We start from the raw sequence: 12,993 nt of genomic DNA, 5'->3' as shown, positions 1-12,993 counted from the left end.
GGCGGTCCGGCCCCGGAACCACCCGCGACGGGTGTCAGCTACCCCGCTTGATCCACTCTTCGAGGTGCGGAGACTCCGTGCCGATCGTGGTTCCGTCACCGTGCCCGGTGTGCACCGTGGTCTCGGCGGGCAGCGCGAGCAGTTTGTCGCGGATCGACCCGATGATCGTCGGGAAATCCGAGAAGGAGCGTCCGGTCGCACCCGGGCCGCCCGAGAACAACGTGTCGCCGGTGAACAATTCGCCGGCTTCGGGCAGGTACAGGCAGACCGAACCCGGTGAGTGACCCGGTGTCGCGATCGTCTGAATGTCGGTACCCGCCACCGAGATCCGTTGCCCGTCTTCGATTGTGCCGTGGGCGACGCCCGGGTGGGTCATCTCCCAGAGCATGTCGTCTGCGGGGTTGAGGAGGATCGGCGCGTCGAGCTTGTCCGACAGCTCGGGTGCGACGGTGATGTGATCGTTGTGCGCGTGGGTGCAGACGATCGCCACCACGTTGCGGCCGCCGACGGCATCGATGATCGGCTGCGCTGTGTGCGCGGCGTCGATCACCACCACCTCGTCGTCGTTGCCGACCAGCCAGATGTTGTTGTCGACTTCCCACTCCCCTCCGTCGAGGGCGAAGATCCCGCGGGTGACGACCCGATCCACCCGGATCGGGGACACGGTGCTCACAAGACCACCACCGATCGGAGAACCTCACCGCGGTGCATGGTCTCGAACGCCTTCTCGACATCGTCGATGCCGATACGTTCGGTGACGAACTTCTCGAGGGGCAGACGTCCCTGCTGGTACAGGTCGACGTACGTCGGGAAGTCACGTTCGGGCAGGCAATCCCCGTACCACGAGCTCTTGAGGGAGCCGCCGTGCGAGAAGAAGTCGATGAGCGGCATCTCGAGGGTCATGTCCGGAGTCGGAACACCCACCAGAACGACGGTGCCCGCCAGGTCGCGGGCGTAGAAGGCCTGCTTGTAAGTCTCCGGGCGACCGACGGCGTCGATCACGACGTCGGCACCGAAGCCGCCGGTGATCTCCTTGATCGCCTCGACCGCGTCGGTCGAGGTGGAGTTGATCGTGTGGGTCGCTCCCAAGTCGGTGGCCCACTCGAGCTTCTTGTCGTCGCGGTCGACGGCGATGATCTTGCCGGCGCCGGCGAGCCGGGCACCCATGATCGCGGCGTCGCCGCCGCCGCCGCAGCCGATGACCGCGACCGACTGGCCGCGCGTCACGCCGCCCGTATTCACGGCGGCACCGAGGCCCGCCATCACGCCGCAGCCGAGCAGGCCCACCACGGCGGGATCCGCGCTCGGATCGACCTTGGTGCACTGGCCGGCGTGCACGAGGGTCTTGTCGGCAAACGCGCCGATACCCAGCGCAGGGCTCAGTTCCGTGCCGTCCTCGAGGGTCATCTTCTGGGTGGCGTTGAACGTCGAGAAGCAGTACTGGGGCTGACCACGCTTACACGCGCGGCACTGCCCGCACACGGCACGCCAGTTCAGGACCACGAAATCGCCCACGGCGACCGACTCGACACCTTCGCCGACCGATTCGACGACACCTGCCGCTTCGTGTCCGAGCAGGAACGGGAACTCGTCGTTGATTCCACCCTCGCGGTAGTGCAGATCCGTGTGGCACACACCGCACGCAGCGATCGCGACGACGACTTCGCCCGGCCCGGGATCGGGTATCACGATGGGGACGACCTCGACGGGGGCTCCCTTCGCGCGTGCGATAACTCCGCGGACTGTCTGCGACATGGTGATGTCTCCTTCGTACTGTGGCTCGCGCCGATCGGTGATATCGACCCTATCGCCTCTCGGCAGGCCCCGATGCGTCGTCGAGGACGAGCCCGACCGGCTGAAAGATCGGAACGGGCAGCCCGGCGGACGAACTCGGAACCCGGATCACGCTTCCCGGAAGCGCAGACCTCGTGCGGCGAGTTCCTCACCCAGAATGCGGATCGCCTTCGGGCCGACACCGTGGATGGTCAGCAGTTCTTTCGGCGTAACCGAGGTCAGGTGGTCGAACCGCGTATATCCGTGCTCGGACAGGGCGCGTCGAGACACCTTTCCCATCGCGGCCGGGAACTCGGTCCCGGACGAGCCGTCGGAGGTGTCCATGCGCCTCTCCTTCGCCGCGGGCTTCGATGTAACACGGGGACGGGTTTGTACGACGTGTGATGTGACCCGCCCGCATCCTCGCACCGGATGTTCGACAGGTGAAACGGATTGGAAAAGCCCATGGCTAATGGAACGTCGCCGTCACGCGGCAAGATTTTCGCGGGCGTGCTCGCGCCTCTCGCGCTCGGGGTCGCGGCGGCAGTCGCCATCGCGTGGCCGCAACCGACCCCGCCCACCGTCGCCGATCCCGCGCTGGTGGGTATGGCCTCGACAGCCGACTGCCACGACATGGTCAGCATCGGCGTCGGCGGACGTGGAGACACCCCCCGCGACCAGACCAAGATGCTCGTCGACGAGAAGGGCAACAGGTTGCCCGCGGCGCAGCAGGGCGCGTACCGGAGCCACTGGGTGGATCCGGTGATCAACGCACCGCTCAAGGACCACGAGGGCGAGAACGGGTACGCGGCGATCTACGTCGAGTACCCCGCCGACCTGTCGAGCTACGAAGACGCCGTGAACACGGGCGCCGACAACACCATCAAGGTCATGAAGGCGATCCAGGCCTCGTGCCCCGATACGCAGTTCGCCATCGTCGGCTTCAGCGAAGGCGCGGATGTCGCCCGGCGTGCGGCGATGCAGATCGGTAACCAGACGCAGAACCCGGACGGCACCTGGCCCAACGGCGATCCTTCTGCGGTCACGGGAGTCGTCATTCTGTCCGACGCCGGCCGCGGCGTCGACGGAGGATTCTTCCCGGGCGCCGAGGATCCCAGCAACCCCGACGGCTTCGACCGCCCCTACGAGCCGGGCGCGGGTACCGCTCCCGGTGGCGGAGTGCTGCCCGGAACGGGCGGCGAGTTCGGCTATCTGGACGGCAAGGTTGCCTCCTTCTGCTCCGAGGGCGACTTCGCGTGCTCGACGCCCGACAACATCGCCCTGATCGAACTGCTGGTCAACCTCGGCCGTCAGGTCAACGGCGATGCATTCGAGCGGGAGGGGCTGTCCCCCGCCACCGGCGCCGACCTCGCGCAGGTCGTCGGCCGCGTCGCGCTGCTCGCACTCGCCGATGTCTCCGCCAACGAGGACTGGATGCGTTCGGACGAGACGTTCCTCGACGTTCTGATCAAGGTGTCCGACCCCGACTACGTCCCGGCGGCTCCCAAGACCACGCCGGCCGCAGCCGACGGCTCCGCACCCATCCCGGCGGACCGCCTGGCCAACCTCGCGTACCTCCCGGAGAAGCTCCTCAAGGAGGTCATCGGATTCGTGCGGAGCAACCAGAACACCCTCGGGGTGATCATGAGCGACCCGTACGACCAGACCTTCGGTTACAACAAGGAGACGGACGACCATTACGGTCACCACTTCGACTACTGGGACGACGACATCGACGGTAAGGGCACCAGTACCGTCGACTATGCGGCCGCATGGCTCATCCACCTCGCCGAACAGGCCAAGCAGGGCAAGCCCGTGTCCACCGACGCCGAAGCCAAGGCGATGCGGATGATGGCCGCCGCCGAGGCTGCGGAAACCTCCGAGACCACGGAGACCTCCGAGACGGCACCCGCGCCCGCTCCCACCAAGCAGACGGACACCTCGCCGACACAGGACGGCGCTGTACCCGCACCCTCCGCTCCGGCACCGGGTGCTCCCGCACCGAGCGTCGCCCCCGCACCGGCCGCACCGTCCGGCACGCCGCCCGTCGTGGCACCGGCTCCGGGCACAGTTCCCGCTCCCGAAGGTGCCGGCGCGCCGGCGCCGGCGACGGGCGAGACCACCGCCGGTCAGCCGACCACCGGTGAGCCGACGACGGAGCAGCCGACGGGCACCACCGCCCCGGCCACCACGACGGTGCCTACGACGACCCCGTCGCCGCAGCCCGTTTCCTGACCACCCGGTAACTCGGCGCCAGTACTCGCAGCTTCGACCCCGGCCTCCCCCGAGCGCCGCGGCCGTACCGCGAGTCCTGGCGCCGAGTTTTTTCATCGGCTCCAGTACCGTGAGGAAAGACCGGTCCGAATCCTGACACCGGTAGGTGTTCCGGACGGAATCCCTTACCGGCAGTCTCGACAGCGCGCTCCCCTGACCAGAAGGGTCGGCGAGGCGGCTGCTTCTTCACCGCCTGCGCGGAGGGACTCACAGCATGGCCGAGCACGACGAACCGCAGAGTTCCCTCCCCACCTCGATTCGCGTGCGTGGCGCGCACGTGAACAACCTGCGGCACATCGACGTAGATCTACCGCTGAACACGCTCGTCTCCATCGCGGGCGTCTCCGGATCCGGAAAATCGTCGTTCGCTCTAGGGGTGCTCTACGCGGAAGGATCGCGACGCTATCTCGAGGCGCTGTCCACGTACACGCGTCGGCGGCTGACGCAGGCAACGCGCGCGGCAGTCGACAGCGTCGAGCACGTCCCCGCCGCGCTCGCACTCCGCCAGCGGCCCGCGATCCCCGGCGTGCGATCCACGTTCGGAACCTCCACAGAGCTGCTGAACAGCCTCCGGTTGATCTTCTCCCGCCTCGGCCACCATCGGTGTCCCAACGGGCACCTGATGGAACCCACGATCGATGTCGCCCGCGATCTGCCACTGACCTGCCCGGTGTGCGGGGTCGTGTTCGGCCCGCCGAGCGCCGAGTCCTTCGCGTTCAACAGCGAAGGCGCGTGCGAGCGTTGTGGCGGTACCGGCATCGTGCGCGACGTCGACGACACCACCCTGGTCCCGGACGAGTCGCTGACCATCGACGAGGGCGCGGTCGCGCCCTGGGGCATGTTCGGACTCGTGGCGAACCCGAAAGTTGTCGCCGAGATGGGTGTCCGCACCACGGTGCCGTTCGCCGAACTCACCGAGCAGGAACGGAAGATCGTGTTCGCCGGCCCGGAGGAGAAGCGCTCGATCCTGTACCCGTCGAAGAACGGGAAGCTGTTCGACCTCAACGTCACCTACCGCAATGCCCACCAGTCCGTCGTCGAAGCGTTGAAGAAGGCGGAGACGGAGAAGGGCCTCGGACGGATCGAGCGATTCCTGAGCGTGCAGACCTGCCCGGCCTGCGAGGGCACGAGACTCAGCACCCGGGCCCGCTCGACTCTCGTCGACGGAATATCCCTCGCCGACGCGACAGCGAAAACCCTGGAAGACGTCACGGCCTGGGTTCGGACTCTCCCGGCCCTCGTGCCCGCGGACATGACGGCGATGGCGGACAGCATCGTCACCCAGATGGTCGAGACCGCCCGGATGCTGCTCGGCCTCGGGCTGGGCTACCTCACCCTCGACCGCGCGTCGTCGACTCTCTCCACGGGGGAACGTCAGCGCGTGCAGCTCTCGCGCGCCGTCCGCAATCGCACCACCGGCGTTCTGTACGTGCTCGACGAGCCCTCCATCGGGATGCACCCGTCCAACATCGACGGGCTCATCGCGGTCATCAGGAAGCTGCTCGCGGACGGGAACTCCGTCGTGGTCGTAGACCACGACACCCAGGTCCTCCGGGAAGCGGACTGGCTCATCGAGATCGGTCCCGGCTCCGGCGCAGAGGGCGGCACCGTCATCGCGTCCAGCACGCTGCCGGAACTCGAGGGCAACGATCGGTCCCGTATCGCGCCGTTCCTCACGGACACGGTGCACGAGCGTGTCCGTTCACGGGCCGAGGCCGGTGCGGTGTTCGATCACGGGCATATCCGGATGTCCACCACCCCGATCCACACGGTCCATGCCCTCGACGTCGACCTGCCCAAAGGAAGGCTCACCGCCGTGACGGGCGTGTCCGGTTCGGGTAAGACGACCGTGATCCTCGAGAGCCTCGTCCCGGCCCTCACCGCGGTCGCCGCGGGGAAGAAGCTTCCCTCACACGTGGCGACTATCGATCCCGCCGGCATCGGCAGCGTCGCGGTTGTCGACGCCGCGCCCATCGGACTGAACGTCCGTTCGACCGTGGCCACCTACAGCGGCGTCCTCGACGAGTTGCGGCGCGCATACGCCGCCACGCCCGACGCGAAGGAACGCGGCCTGAAAGCCGGCGATTTCTCCTACAACACCGGGTCGTTGCGGTGCCCGGACTGCGACGGCACCGGGCAGATCTCTCTCGACGTGCAGTTCCTTCCCGACGTCGACATCGTCTGTCCCGGATGCGAGGGGGCCCGCTACAACGCCGCCGCCCACGACATCGTCCGCACCGTGCCCCATGCCGACGGAGAGCAACGAGAAGCACTCTCGCTACCCGCGGTGCTCCGGCTCACCATCGAACAGGCCCTTCCCGAACTCGCCGACCTCAGAAAGGTGCACAGGCGGCTCCGGGTGCTCGCGGACCTCGGCCTCGGGTATCTCACCCTCGGTGAAGCGACCACCACCCTTTCCGGTGGCGAGGCACAACGGCTCAAGCTCTCCGCCGACATCGACCGAGATCAGCACGACACCCTGTTCGTGCTGGACGAGCCCTCGATCGGACTGCATCCCCTCGACGTGCAGACGCTCCTCCGTGTGCTCGACCGTCTCCTCGTCCGCGGCGCCACCGTCGTCATCATCGAGCACGATCTCGACATGATCCGCAACGCCGACTACGTGATCGACCTCGGTCCGGGAGGGGGCACCTCAGGGGGACGCATCACCGCCACGGGAACGCCGGACGAGATCGCCGCGGACGCTGACAGCATCACGGGCCGGTATCTCTGAAGTGGCGGCGACTCCGCGAAGCTGACTACGGGGTGCACGGTGAGCGATGAACGAGTCGACCTCATCGACCCACCCACAAACGAAACTTGCCCCGCCATCGGGGGGGGCAAGTTTGTGTTCGGGTTACGTGGAGCTAAGGGGACTCGAACCCCTGACCCCCACACTGCCAGTGTGGTGCGCTACCAGCTGCGCCATAGCCCCGTATCCATTTTCTGCGCGTCGGGGGCAACCCCGTGCGCTGAAAGAAAGTTACACCATTGCGCTCGCCGCCAACAAATCGCCTGGTCGGCGGGGGAACGGTGGGAGGCCCCCAGACCGGGGCACCCCCCCCGCCCCCCCCCCCCCCCCCCCCCGCGCCGCTATCCGGACAGTTCGGCGATCCAGTTCTCGTTGCCGAGGGCATCGATGACGGTGCCGTTGTAGATCACGGCAGGCGTGCCGGTCGCGCCGGTCGTAGCAAGCTTCTGCCGACCAGCCTCCGCGTCGGCGGCCGCCTGCTCCACGCGGGCTCCGTCGGCGATGCACTGCACGGTTTCGTCGGATGCGCCCGCATCGCGTGCCAGTTGCGCGAGTGCAGCGTTGTCGAGGTCGCTGTCGCCGCCCTCCGCCGGCTGCGTATCGGGCGAGAGGAGCGTGTCGTGGAACTTGGAGAAGACCACCGCGTCACCGCTTTCCGCGACGCACTGCGCTGCGGCCACAGAACGTGTCGAGTAATCGCCGCTGCTGGACAGCCGGTCGAGGAACGCAAGGATGTGGTACCGGACAGCAACCTCGCCGTTGTCGATCGCCTGGGCGAGTTCCTGCGAGTGCTTGTGCTCGAGTTCGGCGCAGTACGGGCACATCGGGTCTTCGTACAGATCGATGGTGGCCGCGGCATCGGGCCGACCGAGGAGGATCGCTCCGTCGTCGAGGCCCACCTCCACCGCGGCGTTCTGCACCGTTCCGTATCCGTCGTTCCGGGCGTCACTACCGCCCGAGGTCCACAGCACGCCGCCGATGACGAGCGCGGCGATCACCACGACAGCGACGCCGCCGAGGATGTAGGTGAACTTGTTCGACGTCGGTTCCGGCGTGTACTTCACCGGTTTGACCTTCTTCGCATTCACGACTTCTGCCCTTTGTTCGTCGGAGAATGTCCGGGTTCACTCTGCCACTGTGGGCTGAGGACGCACTGAGAGCGTCCGCGATCCGGGGCCCAGCGCGGCGGGTGTGCGCGGGAACACCATGAGCCAGACGGCTGCCGCGAGGAATCCCAGGTCTCGCAGGATCTCGGAGGCGTAATCCCAGGCGCCGACGTCGGCGACGACGCCACCACCACCGAAGCATCCGCAGTCGATCGACAGGCCGCGAGCCCATGCCGAGGCAATCGCCGCGATGAGCACTACCAGGCCTATCGCACTCGCCACCGCCGCCGGGCGTACCGCCAGCCCGATGAGCAGCAACAGTCCCAGGATGAGTTCGACCACCGGGAAGACTGCGGCGAACGGCCGCACCAGGTCGGCGGGAAGGAGTTGGTACGCCCGTACCGCCACCACGGTCTGGGTGGGGTCGGAGAATTTGATCCACCCTGAGACCAGCCAGACGGCTGCGAGACCTACACGCGCGACCGTCGAGACGATACGAATCCACACCGTTTCGACACTACCGATCCTGTGCTCGGCTGCCAGTGTCGTTGCTCACGCCGCCGTCGTTGCTCACGTCGTCGGCGGCGGGTGCCGCGTCGCGCGAGCGTCCGGCGAAGAACCACGGAATCGCGGCGATCAACATGATCATGCCGGTGGCAGTGAACGCGGCGGAGAACGACAGGTGCTGGGCGAGCAGACCTGCCACGATCGGCCCGATCACGGTGCCGATGTCCGCCGTCATCTGGAAGGTCGCAAGTACGGGGCCGCCGCGGGCCTTGCTGCCCACCACATCGGCCACCGCGGCCTGCTGCGACGGGTTCGACAATCCCGATCCCATACCGGCTACGAACGAGGTGACGAGGAACAGCGCCACACTCTCGGTCAGGCCCATCACGATCGTCGAGACACCACACACCAGGAGCCCGGCGAGCACGAAGGGCCGTCGTCCGTAGCGGTCGGACCAGCGCCCGGATCGGATCAGGACGACAGCGTTGCCCACGGCGAACGCGGTCAGTGCCACGCCGGCGAACGCCTCACCCTGCTCGAGGGCTTCCACCACGAAGAGCGGCACCATGGCGACACGGACACCGAAGACCACCCAGCCGTTCGCGAAGTTCGAACCGAGCGCGGCACGGTAGATCGGGGAGCCGAGCGCTTCGCGCAGCCCCATCACCCGCAGTTCTTCACCTTTGCCGGGCTGCGCGAGATGCGACGAGCGCAACTGCACACCCACGACGGCCGCGGCGATCAGCAGGGCCACCGCGTAGATGAGGAACGGGGCGCGGAGCCCGAGTCCGGTGAGTGCACCGCCCACCAGAGGACCGAAGATGTTGCCGAGCAGGAAGCTGGTGGCGTACAGGCCCGAGACGCGACCACGGGCATCGGGCGGCGCGATACGCACCAGCAGGCCCAGTGCCGACACCGTGAACATCGTGGAGCCGATACCGCCGAGCCCCCGGAAGACGAGCAGCTGCCAGTAGGTTTCCGCAAAGGCACACGCGCCGGTCGAGACGGCCACGATGAGCAGTCCCGTGATGTAGATGGGCCGCTCCCCCAGCTTCTGGACGAGCCGCCCGCTGAACGGGGCGAATATCAGGCGCATCGCGGCGAACGCCGAGATCACGACCGATGCGGCGGTCACTCCCACGTCGAAGCTGCGCGCGAATTGCGGGAGTGCCGGGGCGACGAGCCCGAAGCCGAGCGCGATGACGAAACTCGCCGCGACCAGAACCCAGATCTCCCGCGGCAACGCCGCCTCACGTGTACGCATGATGCCCACGATGTTAGCTACGCGCACGACCCGGCCGGCGCTGCGGATCTCCGCGCCGCACGCCGGCCGGGACGGGACCGATCAGGATAGGACCGACGACACGAGGTCCCGGGCCGCCTGCTGCACCTCCGCGAGATGCTCCGGTCCCCGGAAGGACTCCGCATAGATCTTGTACACGTCCTCGGTCCCGGAGGGCCGGGCCGCGAACCATGCGTTCTCCGTGGTCACCTTCAGGCCACCGATAGGGGCCCCGTTGCCCGGGGCGGTGGTGAGCGTCGCGGTGATCGGCTCGCCGGCGAGTTCGGTGGCGTCGACCTGGTCGGGAGACAGTTTCGCGAGCACCGCCTTCTGGTCGCGCGTCGCCGGTGCGTCGACCCGGGCGTACGACGGACTGCCGTAGCGGGCCGCGAGGTCTCCGTAATACTGCGAGGGGCTCTTGCCCGCGACGGCGGTGATCTCGGCGGCGAGCAGAGCCAGGACGATGCCGTCCTTGTCGGTGGTCCAGACCGAGCCGTCGTGCCGGAGGAACGACGCACCCGCGCTCTCCTCGCCTCCGAAACCCAGCGAGCCGTCGAGCAGGCCGGGCACGAACCACTTGAAGCCGACCGGTACCTCGAGCAGCGACCGGCCGAGACCCGAGGCGACCCGGTCGATCATCGACGAGCTGACCAGCGTCTTGCCGACCTTGCTTTCGGCCGACCACCCGGGCCGGTTGCGGAACAGGTAGTCGATGGCCACCGCGAGGTAGTGGTTCGGATTGAGCAGACCGGCGTCCGGAGTGACGATGCCGTGCCGGTCGGCGTCGGCGTCGTTGCCGGTCGCCAGGTCGAAATCGTGACGGGCTTCGATCATGGACGCCATCGCATTGGGCGACGAGCAGTCCATGCGGATCTTGCCGTCGGTGTCGAGTGTCATGAAACGCCAGGTTCCGTCGACCAGGGGGTTGACGACGGTCAGGTCCAGATCGTGCCGTTCGGCGATTTCGCCCCAGTAGTCGACGCTCGCGCCGCCCATGGGGTCGGCACCGATGCGCAGTCCCGCGGCGCGGATCGCACCGAGGTCGACGACGTTCGGCAGGTCGTCGATATAGGTCGCGAGGAAGTCGTATCGCCCTGCTCCGCCCAGGGCGGAAGCCAGCGAAACGCGTTTCACACCGGCGAGTCCGGCGGCGAGAAGTTCGTTGGCGCGTGCCGCGATCGCCGAGGTCGCGTCACTGTCGGCAGGACCACCCGACGGCGGGTTGTACTTGAAGCCGCCGTCGCGCGGAGGGTTGTGGGAGGGGGTCACCACGATCCCGTCGGCACGGTGGCCTGCCCCTGCGTTGTGCCGCAGGATCGCATGGCTGACCGCAGGCGTCGGGGTGTAACGATCGCGGGAATCGATGACGACTTCGACGTCGTTGGCGACGAGCACCTCGAGCGCGGTCGCCCACGCGGGCTCGGACAGTGCATGCGTGTCGCGGCCGAGGAACAGCGGTCCCCCGGTGCCCTGCCCCGCCCGGTATTCGACGATCGCCTGCGTGGTGGCGAGGATGTGGTCTTCGTTGAACGCACCGGCGAGGCTCGAACCGCGATGCCCGGACGTTCCGAATGCCACCTGCTGCAGTGGGTCTTCCGGGTCCGGTTTCACGGTGTAGTACGCGGTGACCAAGTGTGCGAGGTCTTCCAGATCCTCCGCAGTCGCCCGCTGCCCCGCTCGTTCGTGCGCCATGTGACCTCCTCGTCGACGGTATAGGTCTCATCTTGCCCGTGTGGGCCGAGGCATGCGCGAGGTACACCCCTGATCGCGGGCGAACAGAACACGATTCGAACGGCGGGTGCAGCCCCTCACGTGCCGGGTACCGCAGCGGGCGAGACGCCGTGAGAGGGCTCTCGTACGGCACGACGATCGTCCGAAATGAGAAGTACCGATGCCTGATTCGAACAACCCCGGACAGTTCGGCAACCGTGAGGACACCGAAGAACAGGCCCGTCGCGGTGGCGAAGCCGGCACCGGAAGATTCGGCGACAAGAACAGTGCCGATCCCAGCGAGGCCGGGCAGCAGGGGCGCGCAGGCGCAACCCACCGAAGCCAAGGCCCGCGGCGGCGAGAACAGCGGAAACTCTTCACCGAGGATGCAGGGCGCGGCGGTGCCGCATAGCCGCCCCGCACCTGGGTATGCGGCGCGTGACCGTTCCCATCTCGACCAAGGAGGCAGCCATGGCCACCGGTGAAACCGGATTCGACGACGTCAGTTTCGATTTGATCTCGGTGCAATACCACTCGCTCAAGGCCGGTCACGATTACGGCCAGTATGTGCGCGACGCGAAAAATGCCGGCCTCGACGACATCGCCGCATTCTTCGAGCAGGTCATGGCCGAAGATTCCGAGCGCGCACGTCGTTGTCACGAATTCCTCGCGCAGATCACAGGCTCGTCCCAGGCCGGGCCGGCGATGTCCTGATCCCCACAACCCGATCCAGACCCGGGCGGGCTGTCCCCGCCCGGGTCGACCAGCCGAGGGGCCCGTCGGCCCACATCACGAGACCGAAGAGTCCTCGTCACGTAAACCGCGGTGCGCCACACGTTTTCACGCGAACAACCGCGCCTATTGACGGTAGGATTCGACCTCTCCTGCCGGGCGCGGCTCCGCATCGTCGGGGTCTCCGCCGAACTCCGCTTTTGCCCGCCGTTGCCGCAGCAGATCCCAGCACTGATCGAGACGCTGCTCCACCATGCGCAGTTCCTCGCGGTCCTCGCCGGTGACCCCGTCGCTTCCTGATTGCCTGCGCAACTCCTGCTCCCGCTGGACCAACTGTTCGATTCGCCCGAACAGATCTTCTTCTGTCATCGTCGGCCTCCTTCTACACAGCGCGTGTCGAACCAGTGCATTCCGAAGGCATAGCCGGTGGCGTGTATGCCAAACACTGTCCAACCAATGCACGGCGGCATCCCACGCCCCGTTGCGCCGGACCCGAAAAAAATCTCCGGTCTCGCGTGTATGCCCCGGCGACTCGGGTATAGATCCGAACGAGCCGCAATGAGGGCTCTCGCAAGACAGGAAGTTCATCCGAAAGGAGCTGTACCAGTGGCAGATTCGAACAATCCCGGACAGTTCGGCAATCGTGAGGACACCGAAGATCAGGCCCGTCGCGGAGGCGAGGCCGGCACCGGAAGCTTCGGCGACCAGAACAGTGCCGATCCCAGCGAGGCCGGCAGCAAGGGCGCCCAGGCGCAGCCGACCGAGGCCAAGGCCCGCGGAGGCGAGAACAGCGGCGGCGGTAACTCGTAGCCCACGCACGGAAGGGGCCCGCCCGCCGCCGGGCCCCGCCGGGGGGG

The 12,993-nt window shown here is 67.4% G+C and carries 13 protein-coding genes and 1 tRNA gene; 5 read left to right on the top strand and 9 right to left on the bottom strand.

Annotated elements, in window-relative coordinates:
• Positions 1–34 precede the first annotated feature (34 nt).
• The 3 genes from TVH25_RS04595 to TVH25_RS04585 all read right to left on the bottom strand — a co-directional run bounded on the left by TVH25_RS04595 (position 35) and on the right by TVH25_RS04585 (position 2,118).
• Positions 35–673 carry an MBL fold metallo-hydrolase gene (locus TVH25_RS04595; RefSeq protein WP_422423463.1) on the bottom strand — a complete coding sequence of 213 codons (639 nt, stop codon included), beginning with the start codon at positions 671–673 and terminating at the stop codon, positions 35–37.
• Positions 670–1,755, bottom strand: a complete 1,086-nt coding sequence (locus tag TVH25_RS04590; RefSeq protein ID WP_422423461.1) for an S-(hydroxymethyl)mycothiol dehydrogenase — start codon at positions 1,753–1,755, stop codon at positions 670–672. The genes TVH25_RS04595 and TVH25_RS04590 overlap by 4 nt, the downstream gene beginning before the upstream one ends.
• A 147-nt stretch (positions 1,756–1,902) precedes the next feature.
• Positions 1,903–2,118 carry a hypothetical protein gene (locus TVH25_RS04585; protein ID WP_296549432.1) on the bottom strand — a complete coding sequence of 72 codons (216 nt, stop codon included), beginning with the start codon at positions 2,116–2,118 and terminating at the stop codon, positions 1,903–1,905.
• A 120-nt stretch (positions 2,119–2,238) separates the two neighbouring features.
• Between TVH25_RS04585 and TVH25_RS04580 the strand changes: the two genes are divergently transcribed.
• The gene (locus TVH25_RS04580) at positions 2,239–4,008 is read left to right on the top strand and encodes a cutinase family protein (protein ID WP_422423460.1); all 1,770 of its coding nucleotides are present in this window, start codon (positions 2,239–2,241) and stop codon (positions 4,006–4,008) included.
• A 253-nt stretch (positions 4,009–4,261) separates the two neighbouring features.
• Entirely contained in the window at positions 4,262–6,781 is a 2,520-nt protein-coding gene (locus TVH25_RS04575) for an excinuclease ABC subunit UvrA (RefSeq protein WP_422423459.1), read from the top strand.
• Between the two features lie 128 nt (positions 6,782–6,909).
• On the opposite strand, the gene TVH25_RS04570 is transcribed toward TVH25_RS04575, so the two are convergent.
• The 5 genes from TVH25_RS04570 to pgm all read right to left on the bottom strand — a co-directional run bounded on the left by TVH25_RS04570 (position 6,910) and on the right by pgm (position 11,386).
• Positions 6,910–6,982, bottom strand: a tRNA-Ala gene (locus TVH25_RS04570).
• Between the two features lie 158 nt (positions 6,983–7,140).
• Entirely contained in the window at positions 7,141–7,887 is a 747-nt protein-coding gene (locus TVH25_RS04565; protein WP_422423458.1) for a DsbA family protein, read from the bottom strand.
• A gap of 36 nt (positions 7,888–7,923) precedes the next feature.
• A complete protein-coding gene (locus TVH25_RS04560; protein ID WP_422423457.1) occupies positions 7,924–8,412 on the bottom strand; it encodes a MauE/DoxX family redox-associated membrane protein in 489 nt (162 codons plus the stop codon).
• A 10-nt stretch (positions 8,413–8,422) separates the two neighbouring features.
• Complete coding sequence (locus TVH25_RS04555; protein WP_422423456.1) at positions 8,423–9,676, bottom strand: MFS transporter; 1,254 nt, start codon at positions 9,674–9,676, stop codon at positions 8,423–8,425.
• A gap of 81 nt (positions 9,677–9,757) precedes the next feature.
• Positions 9,758–11,386, bottom strand: coding sequence for a phosphoglucomutase (alpha-D-glucose-1,6-bisphosphate-dependent) (gene pgm, locus TVH25_RS04550; protein WP_422423455.1), 1,629 nt, complete (start codon positions 11,384–11,386; stop codon positions 9,758–9,760).
• Positions 11,387–11,585: 199 nt separating this feature from the next.
• Between pgm and TVH25_RS04545 the strand changes: the two genes are divergently transcribed.
• Positions 11,586–11,816 carry a hypothetical protein gene (locus tag TVH25_RS04545; protein WP_422423454.1) on the top strand — a complete coding sequence of 77 codons (231 nt, stop codon included), beginning with the start codon at positions 11,586–11,588 and terminating at the stop codon, positions 11,814–11,816.
• Positions 11,817–11,875: 59 nt separating this feature from the next.
• Positions 11,876–12,118 (top strand): acyl carrier protein, encoded by a 243-nt coding sequence (locus tag TVH25_RS04540; RefSeq protein WP_296549429.1) that lies wholly within the window; start codon positions 11,876–11,878, stop codon positions 12,116–12,118.
• A 144-nt stretch (positions 12,119–12,262) separates the two neighbouring features.
• Here the strand turns inward: TVH25_RS04540 and TVH25_RS04535 are convergent, their stop codons facing one another.
• Positions 12,263–12,505, bottom strand: a complete 243-nt coding sequence (locus tag TVH25_RS04535) for a DUF2630 family protein (RefSeq protein ID WP_296549428.1) — start codon at positions 12,503–12,505, stop codon at positions 12,263–12,265.
• 237 nt (positions 12,506–12,742) lie between these two features.
• On the opposite strand from TVH25_RS04535, the gene TVH25_RS04530 reads away from it, so the two are divergent.
• Positions 12,743–12,946: a hypothetical protein gene (locus tag TVH25_RS04530; protein ID WP_296549427.1), complete on the top strand. Its 204-nt coding sequence runs from the start codon at positions 12,743–12,745 to the stop codon at positions 12,944–12,946.
• Positions 12,947–12,993: the final 47 nt, after the last annotated feature.

Source organism: Rhodococcus sp. 7Tela_A2 (assembly GCF_049311045.1).
GTDB lineage: Bacteria > Actinomycetota > Actinomycetes > Mycobacteriales > Mycobacteriaceae > Rhodococcus.
The sequence above is the reverse complement of the archived record's forward strand: the minus strand, read 5'-3'. Positions and strand labels throughout refer to the sequence as shown.

Bases quoted from the DNA above. Each gene is read 5' to 3' on its own strand.
- pgm (WP_422423455.1), bottom strand. From the start codon at position 11,386: ATGGCGCACGAACGAGCGGGGCAGCGGGCGACTGCGGAGGATCTGGAA.
- TVH25_RS04555 (WP_422423456.1), bottom strand. From the start codon at position 9,676: ATGCGTACACGTGAGGCGGCGTTGCCGCGGGAGATCTGGGTTCTGGTC.
- TVH25_RS04545 (WP_422423454.1), top strand. From the start codon at position 11,586: ATGCCTGATTCGAACAACCCCGGACAGTTCGGCAACCGTGAGGACACC.
- TVH25_RS04540 (WP_296549429.1), top strand. From the start codon at position 11,876: ATGGCCACCGGTGAAACCGGATTCGACGACGTCAGTTTCGATTTGATC.
- TVH25_RS04585 (WP_296549432.1), bottom strand. From the start codon at position 2,118: ATGGACACCTCCGACGGCTCGTCCGGGACCGAGTTCCCGGCCGCGATG.
- TVH25_RS04580 (WP_422423460.1), top strand. From the start codon at position 2,239: ATGGCTAATGGAACGTCGCCGTCACGCGGCAAGATTTTCGCGGGCGTG.
- TVH25_RS04575 (WP_422423459.1), top strand. From the start codon at position 4,262: ATGGCCGAGCACGACGAACCGCAGAGTTCCCTCCCCACCTCGATTCGC.
- TVH25_RS04590 (WP_422423461.1), bottom strand. From the start codon at position 1,755: ATGTCGCAGACAGTCCGCGGAGTTATCGCACGCGCGAAGGGAGCCCCC.
- TVH25_RS04535 (WP_296549428.1), bottom strand. From the start codon at position 12,505: ATGACAGAAGAAGATCTGTTCGGGCGAATCGAACAGTTGGTCCAGCGG.